Raw genomic sequence first — 24,693 nt, 5'->3', positions numbered from 1 at the left:
GTCAGTCCAGGAGACCGAGTGCGATGCCGTCGAGGATGTCGTGCTCGGAGACCACCATCTCGCTGATCCCGGCACGATCGGCGAAGTTGCGGGCCAACTCCTGCGTGACCAGTGCGCCACCGCCGATCACATCGGCGCGCCCTGGGTGCATCGGCCCGAGGTCCATCCGCTCGTCGCGGGTCATCGCGACGATGCGTGAGCACAGTGCGTGCAGTTCGGCGAGACCGATCCGCGAATGGTGGATCACCTCGGGATCGTAGTGATCCAAGCCCGCGTGCACCGCCGCGAACGTCGTCAGCGTGCCCGCGACACCAACCCATGTCCGTGCGTAGGAGACGTCGACTGCGTCGAACGCTTTAGCTAGTTCGTCATGCGCGTAGCCGACCGCGGCGTTGCGCTCGTCGAGCGTCGGCGGATCCGAGTGGAGGGCGCGCTCAGTGAGGCGGACGCACCCGATGTTCGACGAGTGAGCACCATGCACCCCGGTCGACAGGTCGCCTACAACCACTTCCGTGCTGCCACCGCCGAGGTCGGTGACGACGAATGGCCCGTCGGCCGCATCGAGCCCCCCGACCGCGCCTCGGAACGACAGCCTGGCCTCCTCGTCGCCGGAGATCACTTCGGAGACGGCACCGGGCTGAACACGGCCCAGCGAGTCAGCAGTCATCGCGAAGAACTCGTCCCGGTTCCCGGCATCACGAGTCGCCGACGTCGCGACCATGCGGACCCGTTCGACTCCGGCGTCCAGCATCCGCTGGACGTAACCGTCGAGTTCCACACGGACGCGTTCTATGGCCTCCGGCGCGAACTCACCGGTCGCGTCGACACCCTGCCCGAGACGGACGACCTTCATGTCGCGAGCGACGTCGACGAGTGACCCGTCCGATGCCGGTTCAGCGATCAGCAGACGCAGCGAGTTGGTTCCGCAGTCGACGGCGGCGACTCGAGTCACGGCGTCTCGACCGCGTCGCTGAACGTGGGCCAGTCTGCAGGAACCGCGATGCCGCGCAGTTTGTCCTCGTCGGCGATCATCGCGACGGCCTCGTCGCCGAACGGATTGACGCCCGGCCCCTTCGCCAACGCGTGGGCCACGAGAACGTGCAGGCACTTCACCCGGTCCGGCATCCCGCCGCCGGTGAAGTCCGTGCCCAGCGACTCGATGGCGTCGCGTTCAGCGAGATAGCTCTCCCCCGCCGCCTTGTACGCTGCGGCGAGATCGGCGTCGTCAGCGAGCCTCGCCTGCATTCCCCGCATCACGCCGCCCGATTCGAGGCGACTGCAGGCTGCAGTGAGCCGCTGGTCGGTCAAGTAGTAGAGGGTCGGGAAAGGTGTGCCGTCCGGCAGTCGCGGTGCGGTCTTCACCACCGCGGGCTGCCCGTCCGGTGTTCGATAACTGATGTCGAGCACGCCTCGCGGAGTCCGGCCGAGTTGCTTCTCGACGGCTGCCAGGTCGTTGTCCGAAACGCTCACTTGCCCTCCGGCGGTGTAGACACCGCATCCCACATGTTCTGGTACCACGGGTTGGCGGCGCGCACTCGCTCCGCCTCGTCCGCGGCGTCTTGTTGTTCTCTGTTCGGCGCGATCACGACGACCTGCTTCTCGCCGCGTTTGACGTACTGCAGTCGGGCGCGCGCCTGCGCCTCGATGTATGCCGGGTCGTTCTGCTCGGTGACCTTCTTCTGCAGGTCGGCCACCTCTGCGGACAGTGCCGCATTCGACTCCTGCAACCGATTGAACTCGGACCGCTGAGCCAGGTAGGTCCGCAGCGGCACAGCCAGCGTCAGCGCGAGGAAGACGACGACGATTCCGATGATCGCGGCCCGCTTCGGATCCACGCGAGCCCACCTCGACACGCGCGACGGCCGCGACGTCTCACGCGACGCCCAGCCCCGTGAAGTCGGCGGCCGCTTATCCGCGACGGCGTCGACGAGGACGTCGAGGTCGTCGTCGGATCGTGACCGGGCGCGTCGGGTGCGCGGACGTGACCGTGCGGACTCTGGCGTCCGACGGTCACTCCGGTCCCGACTGCTGCGCCCGGACGACGATCCTCCCATGTGTTTCAGCTAAGCACGATCAGACGGTGAAGCGCGGGAACGCCAGGTCACCGGCGTAGCGTGCGGCGTCGCCCAGCCCCTCTTCGATACGGAGAAGCTGGTTGTACTTCGCGACGCGCTCCGAACGAGCGGGTGCGCCGGTCTTGATCTGTCCGGAGCCGCATGCGACTGCCAGGTCGGCGATCGTGGTGTCCTCGGTCTCGCCGCTGCGGTGGCTCATCATCGACTTGTAGCCGTTGTTGTGAGCGAGGGAGACGGCGTCGAGAGTCTCGGTCAGGGTGCCGATCTGGTTGACCTTCACCAAGAGGGCGTTTGCGATGCCCTCGTTGATGCCGCGCTCGAGGCGCTCCGGATTGGTCACGAACAGGTCGTCACCGACGAGCTGGACCTTGTCGCCGACCGCTTCGGTAAGCGCTGCCCAACCGGCCCAGTCGTCCTCGGCGAGCCCGTCTTCGATGGACACGATCGGGTAGTCGGAGATGAGCTTGCCGTAGAAGTCGATCATCTGCTGCGCGCCCAGGGCCTTGCCGCCGAACTGGTAGGCGCCGTCACGGTAGAACTCGGTGGATGCCGAGTCGAGGGCGACGACGACGTCGCTGCCGAACTTCAGACCGGCGTTGCCGACGGCCTCAGCGATCACGTTCAGGGCAGCTTCGGTGTTGGGCAGATCGGGTGCGAAACCGCCCTCGTCGCCGAGCGCCGTGCTCATGCCCTGCTTGTGCAGCACCGACTTGAGCGCGTGGTACACCTCGGCACCCCAGCGCAGCGACTCCTTGAAGGTCGGAGCACCGATCGGGGCGATCATGAACTCCTGGAAGTCGATGCCGTTGTCGGCGTGTGCGCCGCCGTTGATGATGTTCATCATCGGAACGGGCAGGATGTGGGCGTTCGGGCCGCCGACGTAACGGAACAACGGCAGGCCTGCCGACTCGGCTGCCGCACGGGCCACCGCCAGCGAGACGCCGAGCAGTGCATTCGCTCCGAGGCGGGACTTTCCGGGGGTGCCGTCCAGGTCGACCAGAGTCTGGTCGAGGACTCGCTGGTCGTCTGCTTCGATGCCGATCACCTCGGGGGCGATGTCGCCGAGGACTGCCTCAACAGCCTTGGTGACACCCTTGCCCAGGTAGCGATCACCGCCGTCACGAAGCTCGACTGCCTCGTGCTCACCGGTGGACGCGCCCGACGGGACCGCCGCGCGAGCGAACGTGCCGTCGTCGAGGACCACTTCCACCTCGACCGTCGGATTGCCTCGGGAGTCGAGGATCTCGCGCGCGCCGACCTGCTCGATAATTGCCACTTGTTCCAACCCCATTCAGATGGTCGTGCCGACTCCGCTGCTGGGAGCATTGTCGGCGGGTACAGGCTCTAGCGTAATGGCTGCCGCGACGGGCAACACTCAGTACCTGACGTTGACCGAATACGCGTTGGCGTGATTGCGCACACGCAGCACGTAGTCCATCGAATTGTTGTACGTCAGAACGGCTTTCTCCCAGCCCTCCGGCGTGGTCATGTCTCCTCCGGACGAGACGCACAGATAGCGCGCCGCAGACAACGCTGCGTCGTCGATGTTGTCCGGGTCGGCCTTGCCGTCGCCGTTGGCGTCGACACCGAACCGTTTCCACGTCTCGGGAATGAATTGAAACGGGCCAACAGCACGATCGTACTTCTTGTCACCGTCGATAACCCCGTTGTCGGTGTCGAGGATCTCCCAGTTTCCGTTGGTTCCGTCGAGCTGCGGTCCACGGATGTGCGGGGTGACGTCGCCGTTGGGCTCGACGTCCGCGCCCTTGTGCGTTCCGTGTTTGCTTTCGACGCCGCCGATCCCGGCGATCGTCGTCCACGTGATGCCGCATTCGGGGTACTGCTGTCGTTGGATCTCCGCCGCGTTGCCGTACGCCTCCAGCGACGTCAGCGGGATGTGCGTCTCCTCGGAGATCGGCGACGCCCAGTCGCGCATCAGGTCGGCTGTCCGCCCCGGCGAATGGATGTTGATGAACGGCTGCTGGACGCCGGGGCCCGGCGGTACGCCGTCGGGGATCTCGGGGCCGTCCCACGGCATCTCGACGTTGCAGGCACTCACCGTCACTGCGACGACGGCAGTCGCCGCAGGAAGCGCGAGGCGTCGCACGAGTCGAGCCGTCGACACAGCTGATCAGTCCTTCCGAGGAAATCGAGCCACTACCGGGCCGGGCACAAGCGTGCCACATCAGTCAGACAACGCCAGCCGACCCGCCGAGGTTCCCCGTACCGTCTCATCTGTGAGCGACATCAACCGCAGACGCGGCAGACCGCCTGGTCCTCCCTTGGACCGCGACGCCAGACGTGAAGCGCTTCTCGACGCTGCCGAAGATGCGATCACGTCGTCGGGAGCCGACGTGTCGCTCGCCGAGGTCGCACGCCGAGCCGGGCTGACGCGTTCAGCGGTGTACGCGGCGTTCGCCGACCGTGACGCACTTCTGGACGCTCTCGCGGCGCGACACGCGGTACGTCTGGTCGGCTCGATGCGCGACGTCGCGGGCAGTTCGGCCACCCCGCGCGACCAGACCCGAGCATCGGTCGATCTGCTCGCCACCTGGTTCGAATCTTCTCCCGAGCTCGCGGGCGCCCTCGCCACGCGCTGGCGGACCGACGGACGCTCGTTCGTGGAGTCCATGCTCTCCGACGTCTTGTCTGCGGGATTCGTGGCGAGGTCCCTCGATCCCTCTCCCGCGCCGGTGTGGGCACGGGCGATGATCGGCGCGGTCGCAGCGAGTGTCGAGTGGTGGTCGATCACCCGCGACATTCCCCGAGACGAGCTCGTGGACCACGTGGCAGATCTCCTGTGGTCAGGACTGTCCGCCGCCAATCCGTGACCGGCACGACGCCGAACAGAGACGTTTCTTGACGTCCGTCTCACTAAAGGACACACTGTCTTTTATGAGGACGATCACATCCGACCAGGCAGCGGAGATCACCGGCGCACAGAACTGGCACACCGTCGCCGAAGCCCATCCCGAGCGGGCGTCGGCGATGGCCGACGGACTGATGCGCGGCGACGCCCTCGCCGACGCGGTGGTCGCCGAATACGTCGCAGCACAGGGAACTCCGGAAGCGATGCACTGGAGCGACGTCGTGGGAGCCCTCGACGAACCGACGTCGCCGATGCCGGCGGCCCTTGCACAGTTCATCGCGCACACATCGCAGCCCCCGTCCTGGTTCGACCCCGCACTCGCCCACGCCGGAGCCACGGCATGGTGGCGATTCGGTTCACTGCAGTCGTCGACGCTCTACCAGTCACTGATCTACGGCTACCAGGCACGCGGATTCACCCGGCCTCTCACGGAGACCGGCCGCCTCACCGAGGGAACCTGGGACCGGGTGCAGAGCACGGCACGCTGGGTGGCCCTGGCGACAGCTCCCGGACTGATGGACGTCGGTGGCCCCGGATGGATCCAGACGCTGCGGATCCGGCTCGTCCACGCCCTGGTTCGCCATCACCTCATCGCAAGGCAGGGCTGGGACGTCGAGCGGTGGGGCGTGCCGATCAATCAGACGTACTGCCAGTTCACGATCACCGCGGGTTTCCTCGCCTTGCCGCTGCGAATCGCCGGGGACTTCGGCCTCCACTACTCACAGGCGGACAAGGAGGCGATCACGCATCTCTGGCGATGGATCGGATGGACGATGGGCGTCGACGACGAGCTGCTTCCGAGGAACTTCGCCGACGCGCGCGAGATCGACGTCGTCGCCCGCGAGTTCCGGATGGAACCGGACGAGCAGGCACAGACCCTGGTCACCGCACTACTGGCCGACGGTTACCGCACCGAGGTCCCACTCCCTCGGATCCTCCGTCCGATGTCCGCCACGATCAACGGCGCCGTCCACGCGGTCACGCGACCGATCCTCCGGCCGCTCTTCGCCGGCGTCTCGACCCGATGGGTGGAACCGGAGATCGCGACCGCGATGGGATTGCGGGCGACGCCGCTTCGCAACGTCGTGGTCCTCGCACGGCCGTTCGTCCGGTCTCGTGAGGTCCTCCGAACACTGGGAGTACTCGGGTCCGACGTGGCCGTCGCGCAACGCGAACTGCGGATCGTCACCTCACAACTGGGCCTGGACCTCACCTCGCCCGACGCCGACCGGTACCGGGGCGTCGCATGACGACCTTCACCGTCACGCGGACGCTCCGGTGTTCACGCGAACAGGCATGGACGATGCTGACCGTCCCGGAGCAGATGAACCGATGGTCCACGGCCCGCATCGATCTGTTCGAGCCCGGCGTCGGCGACCGATCCGACGGAGTGGGCACACTGCGCACAGTGACGCTTCCGGGCGGCCGTGCCCGACTCAAAGAAGTCGTCGAGAGCTCTGAGTTCCCATCGCACTTCGCGTATCGAGTGCACGACGGCGGGCCGGCCCTGCTCGACCACCGCGGCGAACTGGCGCTCGCCACCACCTCCGACGGGTGCCGCGTCACGTGGACAGTACGAATGCAGCTGGTGTCCGCCGTCATCACCGCTGCGGTCGCGCGCACGATCAAGCGCCAGCTCGGCGAGTCACTCGACACACTCGCTCTGCTTGAACCTCCCGAAGCCGTCGATCCCCCGAACATCATGGTGAGGACCAGGCGCGACGCGGTGCCACTGCGTGCGCAGGCGCTCACCGTTCTCGACACCCAACGGGCGACGGCCCGACGTCTCGCCGCCGAGGAAGACCCGAAGCAGTGGTTCGCACGCGTCTACTCCTACGTCACCGAGGAGATGATCAATGCCTGCGACCGCGGCGAGGTCGACAATCCAGACTGGGTTCTCGATCTCATTCCGGTGTTCGACGAGTACTACACGAGAAACCTGTCCGACTACGAGGCCGGACGAGAATGCGAGCCGATGTGGCAGCGGGCGTGGTCGACGTGTGAGCGGAACGATGAGCGTCGGCCATACGTTCCGGTGATGTCCGGACTACTCGCCGGCGTTGCTGCGCACATCGATGCCGACCTGCCCAGGGCCCTCGCCGACGTTCACCGCATGCGATACGGCGACGTCGACCTGCGGGCATTTCGTCCCGACTATCTTCGACTTTCGCCCGTCTTCACCGCAGCATCCGATCTGCTAATCGCCGACCTCCCGCGTTCCCACAAGCCGTGGTGGACCGGGTTGGCCGCGAGAGTCCATCCGCAGCTGAGGGACTCGCTTCTCGCCCGAAAAGGCTATGACGTCGGACGACACCGTTTCGAGGCATTCGCCAGGGCCTTGGAAAAGGCGTCCTGACTTTCGTCCTGTCGGCGGTTTTCACATAGCTGAGGCTGCGCTATTCTGAGTCGCTGCCATAAGGCACGCCTAGCCTCATGAAAGCCGACACCGATGATCACGCTCGCCGACTCCGCTGGACCGTCCGTCGCCACACAGATGTTCGGCAGTGGGCTGATCGGCGTGCGCGAGGGCCTCGAGGCGGGCATCGTCGTGATGATCCTCGTCGCGTTCGCTGTGAAATCCGACCGGCGGGACGCGCTCAAATGGATCTGGCTCGGCGTGGCGGGCGCGCTCGCTCTGATGATCGGCACCTTCCTCATCATCCAGTTCGGCACGTCGACGATGTCGTCGCTGGCGGCCGAGCTGATCGCGGGCCTCGCCTCGCTAGTCGCCGTGGTGATCGTGACATTCATGGTCCTGTGGATGCGCAAGGCCTCGGCGAGCATCTCCGGTGAACTCAAGTCCGGACTGGAGAACGCCATGGGTGCGGGCGGCGCCGCCGTCACCGGCCTGGCGTTCCTTGCAGTCGGGCGCGAAGGATTCGAGACGGCCCTGCTCATGGTGGGTTATGCGGAGAGCGGCGACAGTGGTCCGTGGCCGCTGATCGGCCTTCTCCTCGGTGTTCTCGTCGCCGTAGGCCTGACGTTCCTGCTGTACCGCGGCGCGATCCGCATCAATTTCAACCGGTTCTTCTTCTACACCGGACTGTTCCTGATCGTCGTCGCCGCCGGTATCGCGTCGTACGGCGTCCACGCGCTGCAGGTGTACGGCTGGCTTCCGGGCCTGCACAACACCGCCTTCGACATCACCTCCGTGTACGACCAGAGCTCCTGGTACGGAGAGGTACTGCAGGGCATCTTCAACTTCCGGCCCGAGCCGTCCTGGCTGCAGGTGATCGTGTGGGTCGGATACATCGTCATCGTCGGTACCGCGTTCGTCCTACGCGGCCGTACACCCGCCCCCGCGAAGACCGACGCACCGCCGTCGGCCGCACCTGCAGAGGCCGACGACGAGACCGTCGCCTCGTCCTGACCTTCCGCTCCCCCCGAGTTCGACCCTCGAAAGGAATCACCCAATGGTTATCTCGTCAACGTTCTCTCGCGGTCTTCGCACTGCGACGATCGTCGGGCTTGCCGCCGCGACGCCGATCGCGCTGGCCGCCTGTGAGGCGAAGTCGGACAGCGAAGGCGCCATCACCGTCACCTCGACCGACGACGGCTGCACCCTGTCGACCAGTGAGGCCCAGACCGGCCAGGTGAACTTCGAGGTCAAGAACTCCGGTGCCAAGGTCACCGAGTTCTACATCTACGCGCAGAACAATCGTGTGCTCGGTGAAGTCGAGAACATCGGCCCCGGCCTCACGGGCAAGCTCGGCGTCGAGATCGTCGAGCCAGGCACCTACACGGTCGCGTGCAAGCCCGGCATGGTCGGCAGCGGCATCCGTCAAGATCTGAAGGTCACCGGCGAGAAGAAGGCGAAGAGCGAGGCTCCCGCCGACGTCGAAGCCGCCAAGGCTCGCTACCTCGAGTACGTCCGCGGCCAGGTCGACGCCCTCGTCGCCCAGACCGACACCTTCGTCAACGCCGTGAAGTCCGGCGACCTCGAGACCGCTCGCAACACCTTCGGCCAGGTTCGCACCTCGTGGGAGCGCGTGGAGCCGGTCGCGGAGAGCTTCCCCGATCTCGATCCGCTGATCGACATGCGCTGGGACGACACCGAGGACGGCAAGGTCGAGTTCACCGGCTTCCACCGCATCGAACGCTTCCTGTTCCCGCCGCAGGCCTCGCAGATCGGTGAGGCCGAGGGACAGATCTCGCCGGCCGATGCCGCTGACGCGAAGGTCAAGGACACCAAAGACCAGATCGCGAAGATCGCGGACGGCCTGCTCGCGAACGTGAAGGTGCTGCAGACCGAAATCAACAAGGACGATTTCGTCTTCGAGACGCAGAGCTTCGTGAAGGGCCCGCAGGCGCTGGTCGACGAGATCGCCGCCACCAAGGTCGGCGGCGAGGAAGACCGCTACAGCCACACCGACCTGTGGGACTTCGCCGCCAACATCGACGGCGCCGAGACTCTCATCGCCGAGATGCAGCCGATGATCTCCAAGTCGAGCCCCGAGCTGATGAACAAGATCACCCAGCAGTTCGAGGCCATCCGCTCCGCGATCAACGCGCTGCGCGAGGGCGACGGATACCGCTCCTACGACAAGGTCGACGCCGCGACGCGTCGCGACCTGTCGGACAAGATCGACGCGCTGTCGGCGAGCCTGTCGCAGGTTCCCGGCATCGTCCTGCAGAAGTAATGGCTGACGGGGAGGGCTCGCAGAGCCAGTTCTCGCGACGCGCAGTTCTCGGCGCGGCCGGTGCCGGCATCGTCGTCGGCGGTGCTGTCGGCGCGTTCGGCGGTTACTCGGCGTCGTCGGACGCCGCCGAGGGCGATACGGATCGGACGGTGCCCTTCCGCGGCGACCGGCAGGCCGGCATCGTCACCGCCGCACAGGACCGTCTGCACTTTGCGGCGTTCGACGTCATCACCGATTCGCGTGACGATCTGATCGACATGCTGAAGAAGTGGACATCCGCAGCAGAGCGGATGACGCGCGGACAAGAGACTGTCGAAGACGGTGCCCTCGGGCTCGGCGAGTACACGCCGCCCGCGGACACCGGCGAAGCTCTCGGGCTCTCCCCCGCCCATCTCACCCTCACGATCGGTTTCGGCCCCGGCCTGTTCGGGCAGAGCGCCTCGGACCCGAACCGCAAGGACCGCTTCGGCATCGCCGGGCGCAAACCCGCGGCTCTCGCCGATCTCCCCGCGTTCGCGACGGAGAAGATCGAACCGTCGCGCTCGTACGGCGACATCTGCATTCAGGCCTGTGCCGACGACCCGCAGGTGGCTGTCCACGCGATCCGCAACCTCGCCCGCATCGGTGTCGGTGTGGTGTCGGTCCGCTGGTCGCAGCTCGGGTTCGGCCGCACCTCGGCGACGACCCGTTCGCAGGACACTCCCCGCAACATGTTCGGGTTCAAGGACGGCACTGCGAACATCCGCGCTGAGGACACGGACACTCTCGACAAGTGGGTCTGGGTCGGCGACAGCGACAACCCGCCTGCCGCGCAGTGGATGACCGGCGGGACGTACCTCGTCGCGCGCCGGATCCGCATGGACATCGAGCCGTGGGACCGGGCGAACCTGCAGGAGCAGGAGACGATCATCGGCCGCACCAAGGGTGAGGGCGCCCCGATCGGCCAGGACGGCGAGTTCGACGAACCCGACTTCCAGATCACCTCCTCGGGCGCTCCGCTGATCGCGAAGACGGCCCACGTTCGGCTTGCACACCCGACTGCGAACAACGGCGTGGAGATCCTCCGCCGTGGTTACAACTTCACCGACGGTTCCGACGGCTTCGGCCACTTGGATGCCGGCTTGTTCTTCATCGCGTTCAACCGAGACTCGTTCAAGCAGTTCGTTCCCATGCAGCACCAGCTGTCACGCAAGGACGCGATGACCGAGTACTTGATCCCCAACGGTTCCGCGTTGTTCGCGATCCCGCCGGGCCTCAAGGACGGCGAGTGGTGGGGCCAGCACCTGTTCTCCTGACCTGAGCCGCTGCTGCCGCCGGGCGACCTTTCTACTCGCCGGCGAATCACGCGGCCGCAGGATCCGCGGTCATCGTCCGTCGGGCGTGCGATCTGATCGGCACTCGCGGCCGACCTGGTCGTGCCGGGTCGGCTGGTTCGAGGAACCAAGGGTGGCCGTCGTGGCCGATGAAGACCTCCCACCCGGTCTGGTGAATCAACGTGTGGTGCATCCTGCACAGCAGGACTCCGTTGCCGAGGCTGGTCGCCCCTCCTTCTGACCAGGGTGTGCAGTGGTGGGCGTCTGTCCAGGTCACGGGTCGCCCGCACCCGGGGAAGGCGCAGCCGCAGTCTCTCGCGGCGAGGGCTTTGCGGATACCTGGTGTCATCAACCGCTGCTCACGCCCCACATCCAGCGGGACACCGTCGCCGTCGACGGTGATCCTGGCGACCGCTGAGGTGCACAAGGTCAACGCGACCGTCGCCGGAGACACCGGCCCGGTGAACCCGAGCCTGGCGACCCCATCGCCTGGTGAACCGACTGCGGGTATGACGATCGACGCGTGCGGCAGGACACCGCCACTGGTAGGCCTGTCCGATCCGGACAGGTACGTCCGGATGATCTGCCCGAGCGCATCAGCTCTACGCTGCCGGGCCGACCTCGGATCGGGTGACCCGTCCGGCTCAGGGACCGGCCTGCACAACGGATCCAAAGCCGCATTCAACTCCTCACCGGTCACCACGTCGAGATCAAGGGCGGCCTCGACGCGCCCCTCGTCGTTGACATACAACGCCATCTCATTGAGTTCCGGGTTCTCTGATGCCGGAACCAGATCCGGATCGTCGGAGTCTGCGGCCAACACGATCGCCTCCCGCTTTGCCGCGGTCTTCACTTCGGCGGGTGTGGTGTTCAACGCGAGCTTGCGGGCCAACCGCTGCTGCTCGTCCGGATCGAGCGGAACCCGCTTGGCAACGGTTTCAACACCGATTCCGATCGCATCGGCGATCTCCGCCGACATCGACCCGTCCCGCATCCCACGCGCGATGTTCTCAAACCGCTCCGCATGATGCCCATTGCGGACCGTCCGGGCCGCGACGGCAGGCGGGACGCCGATCTCGGTCAGCAGCATCTTCGCTGACCGTAGGTGTGTGCGGAACGGGATCCCCGCCCGCTCAGCGGCGCGCACCAACTGCGCTTGGGCCGCGTCGAGAACATTGCGGGCCCGGGCGACTCCCACGATCGCCGACAGAATCTCGGCGTCATCGGTGCCTACCTTGCTCGCCGACGCCAGTCGGCACGCCAACCGAGGCGACTGCCCGGAGTCGATCTCGGCGGTGGTGGGTGGTGCGAGTTCGTCGACGATTCTGTCGGTGAGCTCGCGCACAATAGACGTGAACATGACAAACCCCCTTCAAGCCAAAGGTGTGTGGCAACAGAACGAACCGTCGTGCGGTCCAGGGCAGCAACCTCCGACGACACCACCCACCCAAAGCCGGGTGGTGCCCGTCGGCGGTCACGAAGTGCCGGGTCACCAGCCCGGCCTGTGCCGCTGCGAGTCTCCCCCGGCCCGCACTCTCACCCGAGGAACGAGCAGTCTGTAACGGGTTCGCCTGACTGCAGCGCGCTATCGACTTGTCAAAGAACCTGCGCCCCGGCGTCAACCGGGAACTACCAACATGATATAGATCACCCCTGACAAAAACGTACGTTCGATTTCACCATCATCGATTCAATAGCCAAACACGTTGCATTGGAACCTATTTCGACGATCCCAGTAGTCTTTCCACCCGCGCTACTCGATGATTACTCGGTGACGACTCCCACCGAGGCACGCCCCCGCCCGTCCCGCATCCGTGCCGCTCTGGCGTTCGTGATGATCGCCTCCGGACTGATCCTGGCTCCGGTCGCGACCATCGGCTCGTGGGCGCACTCACATCTGGTCGATACCGAGCGCTTCGTGTCGACCTTCGCCCCACTAGCCGACGAGGTCGCGGTCCAGGACTACGTGGCCGATCAGATCGTCGCCCAAGTGGAGAGTCAGGTGGATGTTCCAGGCCTGGTCGGCGGGCTCTTCACACGAGCCAGTACCGATGGGGCCCCGCCTGCGCTGCAGTCTGCCCTCGACGCTTTGCAGGGGCCGGCCGTCGCGGGCGTCCGCTCGCTGATGAGCTCGACCGCCGAGCGACTGGTGAGAAGCCCTGAATTCTCAAAACTCTGGGAGTCGAGCCTGAGGTTGAGCCATCTGCACGTGACAGCAGTGCTGGACGCCGATCCCGACCACGCCGTCCAGCTTTCCGATGGCGGCGACCTGACACTGCACCTCGAGCCGTTCGTCGAATCGTTGAAGTCGATCCTGATCGATCGTGGACTGACATTCCTAGATCGGGTCAACGTCCAGGTGCAGCCGGTTGTGCTCGTACAGTCCGTCGACCTCGGGACTGCCCGCTTGGTCTACCGCGACGCAGTCGTCGCAGGCTACTGGTTGCCGTGGGTCTCGCTCGGCCTGCTGGCCGCCGGTGTGCTGGTCGCGAATCGACGGCGTCGCGCGTTGTCAATCACGGCCGCCATCTTCGCGGTGTTGTTCGTGGCGCTCGCCATCACCATCCATTGGGCCGGTCTGGCATTCGCGGACGCGATAAGCCCTACCTACGCGCCTGCCGCGGTGGCAGACATCGTATTCGTCCAGCTGACCGTTCTTGTATCAACGACGGTGCGCGTGTTGGCGGTTCTCGGGGCCCTCGTAGCCGTGTCCGCATGGTTCCACGGACCGTCACGCTTCGCCACGGCCTTCCGCACCGTCGTGGGCTCGGGCTTCGCCCGTGTCCGCGCTGCGCTCGATCAAAACGGTGGCGACACCGGCGCGTTCGGTCGCGTCGTCGACCGATTCCGGTCGGCGATCGTCGGCGGGGCAACAGCTTTCGGCCTTGTGTTGCTCGTCCTGCTGAGGCCGGTGACGATGAACTCCATCGGCTGGCTGTTCGTGTCCCTCGTGTGCCTGTCAGTGGCGCTGGAGTTGGTGCGCCGTCCGTCAGCCGGCGAAGTCGAATGACCTGACGCGGTCCGCGTGGACGACGACGATCGTCGCCCCGTCTTCCGTGCTGTTCTCGCCGTACTGCGCGCCGATTTCGGGCCCGAGGTATCGAATGGCGATCCGCTGCATCACTGCGATGTCTGGCGGAAGGAAGGTCACCCGACCTTCGATGCTCACGTAGGCGTAGCCGTCGATCTCCTTCTGGACGGTGAACGTCGCCCGCCCCGCCTTGCGCAGCAGCTTGGCCTTCAACGAGCTCTCATCCATCCAGACGAAGACGTCACCGGCTTCGTCCACGTCATACCAGATCGGAACGGCGAGCGGCGGGTTCGACTTCCGCTCCACGGCCAACACCCCAACGTGAACGTCTCGCAGAAAATCCTCGGCCTGTTGCTTGCTCATCTCCGGCATCGCGGTCCCTTCGACGTAGGTACGTACTTCGATCATCACCACAGATCGCGCTGCACGTCCACCAAACGGTGGGATGGCGGCTTCAGATCGCCGAGGACTTACCCTCCAAACACCATCCACATGACGGTCTGCGGTTCGCTTCTGCAGGAGACCATCGCCGAACGGCTCGACTCTGCAACCTACGGACTTCTACAGCCGATAGTCCACGCGGTCGCGTGGACCACTTTCCATCACAACTGCATCAGTCAATTCGATCTCGACCTCCACTGCGACGTCGCGGGCAGCATCTAGGAGCCGTTCACGCCCGTCATCGCCGAAAGGGTTGAACCCGTCAGGTACTTCGATGACTGCCGTCCTACGGACCGTCTCGACCAAGTTCACTCGGTACGCAGCCATCGCCCCTCCTCGCGTTACCTCCATCATGTGGCGCCGCGCCACCAAACCACCAACTGTCGATGGTTCTCGGCAACAATCGCCAACGCGCTGGGGCAGCTAACCTCAACCAGCCAGGTAGTCAAGAATGCGATCGATACGCAAATCCCCAACGGACCGACAGATCGGCGATCTATGGCGCTTCACCAAGCAAAACGAAGTCATCGTCGATACCGAGCACCCGTGGCTAGGCCGTGGACACTCTGTCGGTGGCGAGTGACACACTGACGTCGTGGAACCAGGCATTTACGAACGACTCGTCACGCAATCGCTGCGCTCAGACCTCACCGCAGTGGATGCGCAGCACCAGACTGCGAAGGTCGATCCAGCCGATCTGGCCCACGTCCTCGCACGTCACGTTGGCGACAAGGTCCTTCGCGCCCTCGCTTCCGCGAAGGCCAGCGACCGCGTATCCATCGCCAACCGGATCCTCCGTGCGATCGATTCGCCAGCAGACTCCGCTGTCGACCCAGCTGAACAATTGACCAGGGTTTTCGTCGAACCTGCGTTAGGTGTTCTCGACCGCACTGCGGTCCGTCCAGAGACTCCCTTGTCTGAGGTTGCGCTCTTAACGAATGCTGGCAACGGCGAGCCTTCGATAGGCCACGAGCTCCCCACAGAGATCGCCTCAGCAGACCGGGTTGACCTAGTGTGCGCATTCATTCGATGGAGTGGCGTTCGCCTGCTGGAAAGGGAACTCGAGCAACTCGCGGAGGCGGACAAGCCGTTCCGGATCATCACAACCACCTACCTAGGCTCGACCGAACGCGAAGCGCTCGACCGAATGGTGCGACGCTTCGGCGCCGAGATCCGCGTTCAATACGATCCACTGCGAACTCGACTCCACGCGAAGGCCTGGATGTTCCACCGCGACAGCGGGTACGACACGGCCTACATCGGGTCCTCCAACCTGTCGAACGCTGCCCTTATCGATGGGGTCGAATGGAACGTTCGGTTGTCCCGGATCGCCACGCCAAGCCTGCTCGATCGCTTCGCGTCGACGTTCAATACATATTGGAACGACGACCCTGCATTCGAGGAGTACCTCCCGGACGTGCACCGAGACCGCCTCGACGATGCACTCCGCGCATCTGCGACTGGTGGAGTCACTACCGATCGCGCGACCTTGAGCCTGTCGAACCTAGACGTGCGGGCGTACCCGTATCAGCAAGCGATGCTCGAACAGTTGTGGGCAGAGCGCAGTGTCCACAATCGAACGAAGAACCTGATCGTTGCAGCCACAGGCACCGGCAAGACCGTGCTCGCTGCACTCGACTACCGACACCTCGCCGAGGCCAGCAACCTACCGCCACGCCTTCTATTCGTGGCTCACCGCAAGGAGATCCTTCAACAGAGCCTCCGCACTTTCCGGGAGGTGCTCGGTGATGCCAACTTCGGCGAAACGTGGGTCGACGGCGCCCGGCCGGAACGCTGGAACCACGTCTTCGCGAGCGTTCAGTCGATCACCGCGTATGGAGTGGACAAGATCCCTGCAGACCATTTCGACATCGTCGTCATCGACGAGTTCCATCACGCCGAAGCAGCAACCTATCGCAAAATCCTCGCCCACCTTCAGCCTCGTGAACTCGTCGGACTCACAGCAACGCCCGAACGAGCGGATGGCGTAGACGTTCGAGCGTTCTTCGACGGTCGAATCGCCAGCGAACTCCGGCTTTGGGATGCTCTCGGCGCACAGATCCTGTGTCCGTTCCACTACTTCGGTATCGCCGATGGAACGGACCTGTCAAGTGTTACGTGGTTAAGGGGAAGCTACGACGCAGCGCAGCTCGAGAAGCTCTACACGGGCGACGACGCGCGAGTACGCATGGTCCTAACCGCGGTCGCGGACAAGATCGTATCGCCATCATCCATGCGCGCCCTCGGGTTCTGCGTCAGCATCGCCCACGCCGAGTACATGGCCGAAAGATTCAATGCGGCAGGAATCCGCGCCGTGGCCGTTCACGGCCACACAAACCCAGCAGCTCGTGCGACTGCAATCGCAGACCTCCGAACTCGGAGTGTCAACGTCATCTTCTCAGTCGACGTCTTCAATGAAGGTCTCGATATCCCCGACGTCGACACGATCCTCATGCTGCGCCCAACCGAAAGCGCAACAATCTTCCTTCAGCAACTTGGACGAGGACTCCGCAGCCGGCCAGACAAGCCCGTCCTCACGGTTCTCGACTTCGTCGGAGTCCAGCGCGACGAGTTCCGTTGGGACCGTCGGATCCGGTCGATAACTGGCCTGCCACGCGGCCGGATCATCGACGCCGCCAAGAATCGTTTCCCATACCTTCCGTCGGGGTGCCGAATCGTCCTGGACGAGCAGACGCAGGCGTCAGTGATCGCAAATCTCAAGAATCAGCTGGCGATGCGTTGGCCCGATATGGTGTCCGAACTTCGCACCATCGGCGACGTGCCGCTCAGCAAATACCTCGGCGACACTGGCCTCACACTTGTTGACATCCTCAAGTCCGGCAAAAATCGCGGATCGTGGGCGAAACTTCGGCGCGACGCGGGGTTGATCGGGTCCACCCCAAGCGAGATCGAGGCAGACACACTCAAACGCATCAAAGCATTTGCCCACGTCGACGACGCTCTGCGCGCACACACCTATCGGGCATTGCTCACTACCAGCGGACTGTCGTACGACACACTGGATGACCAGACCCGCCTACTCGCTCGCATGATGCACTTCAGTGTGTGGCCCAACGGGGGTGGTCACGCAACTTTTGACGCCGGCCTGCAGGCACTTAGAGCGGATGTGGCGATCCAACGAGACATCCTCGATGTAGTCGATGTTGCGTTCGGCGAAGCACGTCACGAAACGCATCCGCTGGAAGGCACTTTGTCCCATCTTCCTCTACGCGTCCACGCTCGATACTCGCGCGAAGAGGCCCTTGCTGGCCTAGATGTTGCATCGTTCGACTTTAAGCCCAGTTCGTTCGTTGAAGGAGTGAAGTACGTCAAGCACCTAAATTCTGATGCGCTCTTCATCAGTCTTCAGAAGACCGAAAAGTCATTCTCCCCGTCAACCATGTACCGCGATTACCCGATCAGCCGGTCGCTCATCCATTGGGAATCCCAGAACAGAACATCGCTGAGTTCACCGGCCGGGCAACGCTATGTCAACGGAACATCGACAATCCTCATATTCATTCGCCACACCACGTCAAACGAGCTCGGGCCGAATCCGTACACCTTCCTCGGGCCCGCCACGCTGGTCAGCCACGAGGGGGAACGTCCAATTTCAGCTATATGGAGGCTCCACCGCGAAATGCCGGCAGAGTTCTTCAACGAAGCCAAGGTAACCGCAGGCTGATCAGCCCTCCTCCGCAGCACTCCACTTCTCGACAACGACTACAGGCGGGACGGCTCCGACTGCGATCCCTTTGACTTTCTTCGGCTTCTTACCTGCGACGATGGGGTCTTTGTCGAACGAGACGTCTTCGTATTCAACGTCGTCTTCGGTGGGCTCGTCGACAACGACGATGGGGATCTCGCCGGTGTCGGTGAGATCATCGCCGAACAGTGACTCGTCGTAGTCCATCCCGAGGTACTTGCGCCAGGTGTTCTCATCGCGGAGCGCGACGCCGTCGGCGGTCGCGGCTTCCTCTGCGGCACGCACGAGGTCCATCAGCGCCACCGCACGGCGGCGTTGCTCGTCTTCCACACTGGAGGTCGCGTGGCGACGGTACGGGACGTTCACCGAGTAGAGCGACGGACTTACGGCGACGATCGGGAAGTCTGCACCGGCGAGTCGCTCGAACAGCTTCTGTGTGAGCGCGAGGGAGGGCTGGGTCGTGACGATCCCGTCGAGAACGCTGCCCTTCGCGCGCTCAGCGGCCTTAGCGGCCTCCCACTCCTGAATCTGCCGTTCGAGGTCGGCATGTTCACCGTCGAGGACTCCGGGGGTCCGATACGACACCTTGTCGACGAAGCTCTGCGCCACGTCGTCGATGTCGAACGCGCCGTCTGCTGAATCCTCAGCAATACGCGCGTGGAACAACACCTGGAGAAGCAGGTCGCCGAGTTCGGACCGCAGTTCGTCGCGCGTCCCCGATTCGATCGCATCGAGCAGTTCGTAGCATTCCTCCAGCAGGTAGCGGCGGAGCGAGTCGTGTGTTTGCCGCTTCTCCCACGGCCCGGTGCGGCGCAGGCGGTCCATCAGATCCACCGCCCGCATCAACGGGGCTCCGCGCACCACCTCACCCTGCACAACACGCTCTCCCGCGGCGATACGGGCTCGGACTACCGGATGCGTCGGGTCGGAGGTGACGACGGTTTCGAGTTTGCGCTCGTCAGCGCCGACAAGAACGTAGTCGCCCAACTGCCACAACAGATTCGGGTGCACGTCTTCAGTGACGGCGACCGTCGTCGACAGAAGTGCCACGGCGCCTGCCGGCACCAAGTCGGGGCGCGACGGGTCGAGCAGAACGACGGTCATGATCAATCCTCCACGCAGACATACCAGTTCGTAGATGACCCTAGTCGGTGAACGTCGCCGGTCAGCGCTTCAACGACGCGCGACACGAACTATCGTCGACGAATGGAGTTGCGGCACATCCGATACCTGCTCGCCGTGGCCGATCACGGCAGTCTCACACGGGCCGCGGAATCGCTTCACATCCCCCAGCCGACGCTGTCCCAGCAGATCCGGCAGCTCGAGAAGTCGCTCGGCGTGGCCCTCGTGGACCGGTCAGGCCGCGCAGTCCGCCTGACCGACGCGGGCGAGGCATACCCTCCGCGAGTGACTCATCGAAGTGAGCTCAGCGAGCGCCCTGATCGAGGCCGTGCGGAGCGCACCGCTGCTGACGGTGCTTCCATACGCGATCACCCTGAATCACACTGAACTCGAACGCATTCCGGTGACGCCCCAATTGCCGACGCGGGATGTGACAGTGTTGCGCCGTGACTCCGACTACCAGTCGAGCGCATCCCGAGCGTTCGACGCGATCGTTCGGGAACTCGTCACCGAACACCGCGGCGCATAGACGACATCTATCAGGACTATCGATAACGAGTCTTTGACGCTATCCAACAAATTCCGGATCGTGGAAGTTATCTAGTCACGAGGCGGCAACCGTGCCCCTCATCCCTTGAAAGGCACCCCATGAATCTTTCCCGGATCTTCGCCGGAACTGCCGCGGCAGCCCTCATCGCAGTCCCGCTCGCAGCGTGCAGCAATAACGACAGTTCAACCTCCGCCGACTCGGCGACGTCGTCTGTGTCCACGCAGGACGTCACCCCGTCGTCGATCCTCTCGTCCACCGCGTGGGAGACCACCGGCGCCAAGGACCAGAACGGCAAAGACGTTCCACTCACCGACAAGTCGGCCTCCAACTACGTCGGGTTCGCCTACTTCAACGCCGACGGCACGTTCCAGATGTACACCCTGCAGGACGCACCGAAGATGCAGGGCGACTGGAAGGTATCCGCAGACGGCAAGATCCGCACCATCGTCTCGAAGGACGACAAGGGCACGGTCAAGTTCACCCGCGACTCCGAGATCATCACGCTCACATCGTCCGAGTTCACCTATCGCACCTACCCAGTGGAGGGCGACAAGGCCACCTACGTCGACATCATCCACACCCCGACCGACCACGCGCAGCCGAAGGCCTAACGCCCGAGCGCGGCCAGAACGGCGCGCAGCGCGGGATCGTCTTCCGCGCTGCGTCGCCACGCCGCGTACACCTCGCGGCGCGGTGCGTGACGCAACGGAAGGATCGCCACCCCGTCGGGAACTGCGGGACGAGCCAACCGCGGAATCAGCGCGACCACCCCACCCGATGCGACCAGTGCGAGCTGCGTGCTGAAGTCGTCGACGGAATGCACAACGTCGGGTTCCGGGCCGTCTCCGGCGAACATACGACGGAACCACTGGTGACAGACTGTTCCGGGTGGGCTCGTCACCCAGCGGCAGCCGTCGAGTGATTCGAGGCCGACGGGCCCCTCGTGGCCGGCGAGCGGATGGTCGGCGGGCACTGCGAGGTCCCCGACGTCGGTGTGCAGCAGCGACGGCCGCACACCCGCGGAGACCGGGGTCGGAACACCGTCCGCGTCGTGGACCAATGCGAGATCTGCGCCGCCGGACTCCACCGCGTACACCGCCGGGACGGGATCCGCCTCGGTCACTTCAACTCGCAGGTCGGGATAGCTCCGTTCCAGATCGGACAACACCGGCGCAACGATGCCACGGACCGCGGTAGAGAACGACACGATCCGAAAACGACCACGCGGGATCCCGGCGTCCGCTGATCGTGCCGCCGACATCGACCGTTCCAGCGCCTGCACCACCATCGGCGTCGTCTCCACGAGCGCACGCCCCGCAGGCGTCAGCACCACCCGACGTCCCGCCGGGGCGATCAGTTTCACGCCGACCTCCGACTCCAAGCGCTTGATCTTCTGAGAGATCGCAGACGCTGTGTAGCCGAGATCGTCGGCCGCACGGTTCATCGTCCCCAGATCAGCCAGTGCACGGAGCGCTTGCAGGGCAGACACGTCAATCATGAAGTGATCGTAAACGTTGACGCCAAGAACTGTTCGCTTGTCCTGGACGGTCAGCGGCGGGACCATAGTGGGTATGACGACTCCATCCGCGCGCGCATTCGGCACCAATCTGGTAGCCATGCCGACACCGATGAACCCTGACTTCTCGCTGGACGACGCCGGAATCGCCTCGCTGGTCAAGCACCTCGTGGACACCGGGTGCGACGGCATCGTCGTCGCGGGCACCACTGGCGAATCTCCCACCCTGAGCGAGGACGAGCTCGTCCACCTCATCGAGCTGTCGGTGAGCGCAGCGGCGGGCCGAGCGAAGATCGTCGCAGGCGTCGGAACGAATGACACGATGTCGAGCGTCCGCCGAGCTCGCCTCGCCGCCCACGCAGGCGCCGACGGCCTCCTCGTCGTGACGCCCTACTACTCACGTCCGACGCAGTCCGGGGTTGTCGCACACTGTTCGGCGATCGCCGACTCCACCGACCTCCCCGTCATGCTGTACGACGTCCCCCACCGCACCGGTCTGGCGATGACCCCTGCCACGCTCATCGAGCTCGCCGGCCACCCGCGAATCCTCGCCGTGAAGGACGCGACCGGCGACATCCCGCGCGCCATGGCGATCATGGCGACGTCGACTCTCGAGTTCTACTGCGGCAGCGACGAACTCAACCTCCCGTTCCTCGCCGCAGGCGCCATCGGCATCGTCAGTGTTGTCGGCGCGGCCCTCGCAGCGGACGAAGCCCGCCTGATATCAGCGGTCCGCGCAGGCGACCTCGTGTCCGCACGGTCGATCAACGCCGCGATCATCAACACGACCGCTGCTCTGAACGGCGCGGCGCCAGCTCCCGTCACCACGAAACTGGCTCTGGTCGAGCTCCGCGTCATCACCTCCGCCACGGTTCGCCCGCCTCTCGAGCAGGCGACCGGGGCCGAGGCCGCACTCGTGCTCGCCGCCCTCAAGAATCGAGTCCCGGCGTCGGCGTGACAACATCGCGGTGAACGCGACCCGAACCGTCGGTCCGTTCATCGCAAACACCCAGAAGTCGGTCCGCGCGTCGCAGCCACCACAGACTCTCGCAACCGGCGTCGATCACGTCGGCGTCGGCGCTCTCAATCCACCGCCGATCGTGGGTCACGGTGACCACAGCACCGGCGAAGTCCTCCAACGCGGACTGCAGTTGATCAACAAGGTCGGGTGACAAGTGGTTCGTCGGTTCGTCAAGCAGAAGCACATTGTTCGGGGCGTCGACGACCACCGCCAACTCGAGGCGCCGCTGCTGACCGACCGATAGGTCACCGACGGGTTTGGTGAGAACGTCCGGCACCAGCAGCCCCATCGCTTCAAGTCGAGCCTTCGCATCGTCGAGACAGCGACCGGTGACGGCGGCGAAGTACTCGGCACCTGTCGGTCGGATCGGCAATCGAGACTGCTGCCGCAGCCACCCGATGCGAACACCGTTCGCCCGCTCCACCGGTCCCGAGATCTCGCCCGCGAGCATCCGCAGCATCGTCGTCTTTCCCGCGCCGTTCGGTCCGGTGACCACTATCCGACTGCCATCGGCAAGCGTGAGACCAGGCGCGACGATGGTCGGTCCGCACGTGGCGTCTGCCGCATCGAAGCCTCGAAACCGAAGTGGCTCAACTGGAGCGGGCGGCGGGTTCTGGTCGAGACGGTCGAGGCGCTCCTTCGCCGTTCGGATTCGGCCGACCGCACCGTGGTCACGACTGCGTGAACGAAACGCGCCGTGACCGAACCCCGGCTTCTCGGCCTTTCTCGGAATCCTATTTAGACGAAACACGTTCGCGTCCAACAGGTCACGCATCCGACGACGCTCGGCCAGCCATCTGTCGCAGCGCTCGGCGGCGGCCCGCCGTTCAGCGGCGAGAGCGGCGAGGTATCCCGCATACCCGTCACCGTATCGACGTAGCCGACCACCTCTGAGCGCGATCACATCCGTTGCGAATCGTTCGAGAAACACCCGGTCGTGAGTGACGACGACGATCGCCCCGCGGTGTGCGGACAGTCGGCTGTCCAACCATGCGAGACCGGCCTCGTCCAGGTCGTTTGTCGGCTCGTCCAGCAGCAGGAGCTCAGCGGAGGATGCCACGGTCGCGGCGAGCGCGAGACGGGCACGTTCACCCCCGGACAAGGTGTCGACAGGCCGGTCGCGGCCGATCGATCCGAGACCGAGCTGCTGCAGTCCTTCATCGAGCCTTTGGTCGACGAGGTAACCGTCGCAGGCCTCGAACGCGTCGGTGGCGTCGGAGAGTTCGGTGACGAGGGTCGGGTTCAAGACGGCGGAGGCGAGCTCAGCCGAGATGGATGCGATCGTGCGCTCCAGAGTTCTGACGTGCCACAAGGCAGCGTCGCACGCCTCGGCGACCGATGCGCCCTCGGGGAAGTAGGGCCGCTGCTCGGCGTGTGAGATGCCTCCGGGCAATGTGACGTCCCGCTCTCCCGCGGTCAATTCAGTGGCCCCGGCCAGCATGCGCAGAAGTGTCGTCTTGCCTGCGCCGTTGTCGCCGATCACCGCGAGGCGGTCTGTCGGCCCGACCACAAGGTCGACGTCGGAGAGGACGGGCTCTGCGCCGAACCGCACGGCGGCACCACGGAGTGAACAGGAACGGTGGGATGAAAATGATCGGGTCATCGGAAGACCTCTCCGCCCGTCGGATGCGGGCAGGTGGAACGGATGGGGTCGCGCAAGAACCCGCCGCGGAGCATGCTCTACGCGGCGTCCCGTTCTACCAGTGCAGTGTTCCCACGACGAGCACGTTAGTTCGCTCCCCCGTCCACCGCCACTGAGTTTTTCGACGGGCGACTCAACCGATCACTGCGATCTGTCGCGAATCTTCAATGTGAAGGGCGCCGACCCTCGTAACGTCGAACACATGGAAACCTCAACAGCGATCCTGCGCGTCCTCGATCAACTCGCCGACCTTCTCGACCAGACGGCCGACACACCCCCGACCGCATCGACGCCGTGCACCGACTTCGACGTCGCAGGGCTACGCGCCCACATCGTCGGATGGCTCACGGCGTTCACCGACGGTTACACGTCCGACGATCATCTATGCAGCGACCCACAGGCCGTCATCGTCGAAGGCAGCGGAGCCGATCAGGTTCGACGCTGCGCCGCACGGCTCGCCGAAGTGTTCCCCGCGGCACTGACGAACCCACTCAAAATCGGCGACGCCGCCATGCCCGGCGACATGGCCGCATCGATGATCCTGTGGGAGTACCAGGTGCACGGATGGGACCTCGCGCACGCAGTCGGCGTCAGCTGGGCCCCGGCCGACGACGGCCTCGAAGCGTCGTTGGCCTTCGCCCCCGGCATGCTCACACCCGACTTCCAGGGCGAAGGCAAGGCATTCGGCCCACGGGTGGACATCGCCGACGATGCGCCCGCCCTCGAGCGCCTCGTCGCCCTGTCGGGGCGTGATCCACGCGTCTGAC

General features: G+C 64.9%; 21 protein-coding genes and 1 pseudogene. 12 read left to right on the top strand and 10 right to left on the bottom strand.

What is annotated here, in order from left to right; all coding sequences use genetic code 11:
• Position 1: 1 nt before the first annotated feature.
• From JVX90_RS03190 to JVX90_RS03170, 5 genes are all read right to left on the bottom strand, one after another.
• Positions 2-952, bottom strand: coding sequence for a Ppx/GppA phosphatase family protein (locus JVX90_RS03190; RefSeq protein ID WP_205331015.1), 951 nt, complete (start codon positions 950-952; stop codon positions 2-4).
• Positions 949-1,470: a DUF501 domain-containing protein gene (locus JVX90_RS03185; protein WP_205331014.1), complete on the bottom strand. Its 522-nt coding sequence runs from the start codon at positions 1,468-1,470 to the stop codon at positions 949-951. The genes JVX90_RS03190 and JVX90_RS03185 overlap by 4 nt, the downstream gene beginning before the upstream one ends.
• The gene (locus JVX90_RS20535) at positions 1,467-2,054 is read right to left on the bottom strand and encodes a septum formation initiator family protein (protein WP_240194040.1); all 588 of its coding nucleotides are present in this window, start codon (positions 2,052-2,054) and stop codon (positions 1,467-1,469) included. The genes JVX90_RS03185 and JVX90_RS20535 overlap by 4 nt, the downstream gene beginning before the upstream one ends.
• A gap of 19 nt (positions 2,055-2,073) precedes the next feature.
• Positions 2,074-3,351, bottom strand: coding sequence for a phosphopyruvate hydratase (eno, locus tag JVX90_RS03175; protein WP_205331013.1), 1,278 nt, complete (start codon positions 3,349-3,351; stop codon positions 2,074-2,076).
• Between the two features lie 99 nt (positions 3,352-3,450).
• Positions 3,451-4,200, bottom strand: coding sequence for a lytic murein transglycosylase (locus JVX90_RS03170; RefSeq protein WP_205331012.1), 750 nt, complete (start codon positions 4,198-4,200; stop codon positions 3,451-3,453).
• Between the two features lie 112 nt (positions 4,201-4,312).
• Between JVX90_RS03170 and JVX90_RS03165 the strand changes: the two genes are divergently transcribed.
• From JVX90_RS03165 to efeB, 6 genes are all read left to right on the top strand, one after another.
• Positions 4,313-4,906, top strand: coding sequence for a TetR/AcrR family transcriptional regulator (locus JVX90_RS03165; RefSeq protein WP_240194039.1), 594 nt, complete (start codon positions 4,313-4,315; stop codon positions 4,904-4,906).
• A gap of 64 nt (positions 4,907-4,970) precedes the next feature.
• Positions 4,971-6,194 carry an oxygenase MpaB family protein gene (locus JVX90_RS03160; RefSeq protein WP_205331011.1) on the top strand — a complete coding sequence of 408 codons (1,224 nt, stop codon included), beginning with the start codon at positions 4,971-4,973 and terminating at the stop codon, positions 6,192-6,194.
• A complete protein-coding gene (locus JVX90_RS03155; protein WP_205331010.1) occupies positions 6,191-7,300 on the top strand; it encodes an SRPBCC family protein in 1,110 nt (369 codons plus the stop codon). The genes JVX90_RS03160 and JVX90_RS03155 overlap by 4 nt, the downstream gene beginning before the upstream one ends.
• Before the next feature lie 93 nt (positions 7,301-7,393).
• Entirely contained in the window at positions 7,394-8,314 is a 921-nt protein-coding gene (efeU, locus tag JVX90_RS03150) for an iron uptake transporter permease EfeU (protein WP_205331009.1), read from the top strand.
• Positions 8,315-8,357: 43 nt separating this feature from the next.
• Positions 8,358-9,584 (top strand): iron uptake system protein EfeO, encoded by a 1,227-nt coding sequence (efeO, locus tag JVX90_RS03145; RefSeq protein ID WP_205331008.1) that lies wholly within the window; start codon positions 8,358-8,360, stop codon positions 9,582-9,584.
• Positions 9,584-10,879, top strand: coding sequence for an iron uptake transporter deferrochelatase/peroxidase subunit (efeB, locus tag JVX90_RS03140; protein ID WP_205331007.1), 1,296 nt, complete (start codon positions 9,584-9,586; stop codon positions 10,877-10,879). Before efeO ends, efeB begins: the two co-directional genes overlap by 1 nt.
• A 46-nt stretch (positions 10,880-10,925) precedes the next feature.
• On the opposite strand, the gene JVX90_RS03135 is transcribed toward efeB, so the two are convergent.
• Positions 10,926-12,257 carry an HNH endonuclease signature motif containing protein gene (locus JVX90_RS03135; protein ID WP_205331006.1) on the bottom strand — a complete coding sequence of 444 codons (1,332 nt, stop codon included), beginning with the start codon at positions 12,255-12,257 and terminating at the stop codon, positions 10,926-10,928.
• Between the two features lie 411 nt (positions 12,258-12,668).
• On the opposite strand from JVX90_RS03135, the gene JVX90_RS03130 reads away from it, so the two are divergent.
• On the top strand, positions 12,669-13,907 hold the full coding sequence (locus tag JVX90_RS03130; protein ID WP_205331005.1) for a hypothetical protein: 1,239 nt from the start codon (positions 12,669-12,671) through the stop codon (positions 13,905-13,907).
• On the opposite strand, the gene JVX90_RS03125 is transcribed toward JVX90_RS03130, so the two are convergent.
• On the bottom strand, positions 13,887-14,336 hold the full coding sequence (locus JVX90_RS03125; RefSeq protein ID WP_240194038.1) for a pyridoxamine 5'-phosphate oxidase family protein: 450 nt from the start codon (positions 14,334-14,336) through the stop codon (positions 13,887-13,889). The two genes, JVX90_RS03130 and JVX90_RS03125, sit on opposite strands and share 21 nt — an antisense overlap.
• A 628-nt stretch (positions 14,337-14,964) precedes the next feature.
• On the opposite strand from JVX90_RS03125, the gene JVX90_RS03120 reads away from it, so the two are divergent.
• Positions 14,965-18,054: a DUF3427 domain-containing protein gene (locus JVX90_RS03120; protein WP_205331003.1), complete on the top strand. Its 3,090-nt coding sequence runs from the start codon at positions 14,965-14,967 to the stop codon at positions 18,052-18,054.
• On the opposite strand, the gene JVX90_RS03115 is transcribed toward JVX90_RS03120, so the two are convergent.
• Positions 18,055-19,179 carry a MazG family protein gene (locus tag JVX90_RS03115; RefSeq protein WP_205331002.1) on the bottom strand — a complete coding sequence of 375 codons (1,125 nt, stop codon included), beginning with the start codon at positions 19,177-19,179 and terminating at the stop codon, positions 18,055-18,057. It lies immediately after the preceding gene.
• Between the two features lie 102 nt (positions 19,180-19,281).
• On the opposite strand from JVX90_RS03115, the pseudogene JVX90_RS20675 reads away from it, so the two are divergent.
• Together JVX90_RS20675 and JVX90_RS03105 are read left to right on the top strand one after the other, a co-directional pair.
• Positions 19,282-19,726, top strand: a pseudogene (locus tag JVX90_RS20675) (LysR family transcriptional regulator).
• 119 nt (positions 19,727-19,845) lie between these two features.
• Complete coding sequence (locus tag JVX90_RS03105) at positions 19,846-20,358, top strand: DUF4822 domain-containing protein (protein ID WP_205331001.1); 513 nt, start codon at positions 19,846-19,848, stop codon at positions 20,356-20,358.
• Here JVX90_RS03105 and JVX90_RS03100 read toward each other — a convergent pair.
• Positions 20,355-21,245: a LysR family transcriptional regulator gene (locus JVX90_RS03100; protein WP_205331000.1), complete on the bottom strand. Its 891-nt coding sequence runs from the start codon at positions 21,243-21,245 to the stop codon at positions 20,355-20,357. The two genes, JVX90_RS03105 and JVX90_RS03100, sit on opposite strands and share 4 nt — an antisense overlap.
• A gap of 73 nt (positions 21,246-21,318) precedes the next feature.
• Between JVX90_RS03100 and dapA the strand changes: the two genes are divergently transcribed.
• The gene (gene dapA / locus JVX90_RS03095) at positions 21,319-22,221 is read left to right on the top strand and encodes a 4-hydroxy-tetrahydrodipicolinate synthase (RefSeq protein WP_205330999.1); all 903 of its coding nucleotides are present in this window, start codon (positions 21,319-21,321) and stop codon (positions 22,219-22,221) included.
• On the opposite strand, the gene JVX90_RS03090 is transcribed toward dapA, so the two are convergent.
• Positions 22,193-23,887, bottom strand: coding sequence for an ATP-binding cassette domain-containing protein (locus tag JVX90_RS03090; RefSeq protein ID WP_205330998.1), 1,695 nt, complete (start codon positions 23,885-23,887; stop codon positions 22,193-22,195). The genes dapA and JVX90_RS03090 overlap by 29 nt on opposite strands.
• Before the next feature lie 241 nt (positions 23,888-24,128).
• Here JVX90_RS03090 and JVX90_RS03085 point away from each other — a divergent pair, with 241 nt between their 5' ends.
• Complete coding sequence (locus JVX90_RS03085; protein ID WP_205330997.1) at positions 24,129-24,692, top strand: TIGR03086 family metal-binding protein; 564 nt, start codon at positions 24,129-24,131, stop codon at positions 24,690-24,692.
• The last annotated feature ends 1 nt before the right edge of the window (position 24,693 follow it).

Origin of the sequence: Gordonia sp. PDNC005 (assembly GCF_016919385.1) — a bacterium.
Classification (GTDB): domain Bacteria; phylum Actinomycetota; class Actinomycetes; order Mycobacteriales; family Mycobacteriaceae; genus Gordonia.
This window is presented reverse-complemented; position numbering and strand designations above follow the sequence as displayed.

Bases quoted from the DNA above. Each gene is read 5' to 3' on its own strand.
- JVX90_RS20535 (WP_240194040.1), bottom strand. From the start codon at position 2,054: ATGGGAGGATCGTCGTCCGGGCGCAGCAGTCGGGACCGGAGTGACCGT.
- JVX90_RS03160 (WP_205331011.1), top strand. From the start codon at position 4,971: ATGAGGACGATCACATCCGACCAGGCAGCGGAGATCACCGGCGCACAG.
- JVX90_RS03155 (WP_205331010.1), top strand. From the start codon at position 6,191: ATGACGACCTTCACCGTCACGCGGACGCTCCGGTGTTCACGCGAACAG.
- efeU (WP_205331009.1), top strand. From the start codon at position 7,394: ATGATCACGCTCGCCGACTCCGCTGGACCGTCCGTCGCCACACAGATG.
- efeO (WP_205331008.1), top strand. From the start codon at position 8,358: ATGGTTATCTCGTCAACGTTCTCTCGCGGTCTTCGCACTGCGACGATC.
- efeB (WP_205331007.1), top strand. From the start codon at position 9,584: ATGGCTGACGGGGAGGGCTCGCAGAGCCAGTTCTCGCGACGCGCAGTT.
- JVX90_RS03135 (WP_205331006.1), bottom strand. From the start codon at position 12,257: ATGTTCACGTCTATTGTGCGCGAGCTCACCGACAGAATCGTCGACGAA.
- JVX90_RS03125 (WP_240194038.1), bottom strand. From the start codon at position 14,336: ATGATCGAAGTACGTACCTACGTCGAAGGGACCGCGATGCCGGAGATG.
- JVX90_RS03115 (WP_205331002.1), bottom strand. From the start codon at position 19,179: ATGACCGTCGTTCTGCTCGACCCGTCGCGCCCCGACTTGGTGCCGGCA.
- JVX90_RS03105 (WP_205331001.1), top strand. From the start codon at position 19,846: ATGAATCTTTCCCGGATCTTCGCCGGAACTGCCGCGGCAGCCCTCATC.
- JVX90_RS03100 (WP_205331000.1), bottom strand. From the start codon at position 21,245: ATGATTGACGTGTCTGCCCTGCAAGCGCTCCGTGCACTGGCTGATCTG.
- dapA (WP_205330999.1), top strand. From the start codon at position 21,319: ATGACGACTCCATCCGCGCGCGCATTCGGCACCAATCTGGTAGCCATG.
- JVX90_RS03090 (WP_205330998.1), bottom strand. From the start codon at position 23,887: ATGACCCGATCATTTTCATCCCACCGTTCCTGTTCACTCCGTGGTGCC.
- JVX90_RS03085 (WP_205330997.1), top strand. From the start codon at position 24,129: ATGGAAACCTCAACAGCGATCCTGCGCGTCCTCGATCAACTCGCCGAC.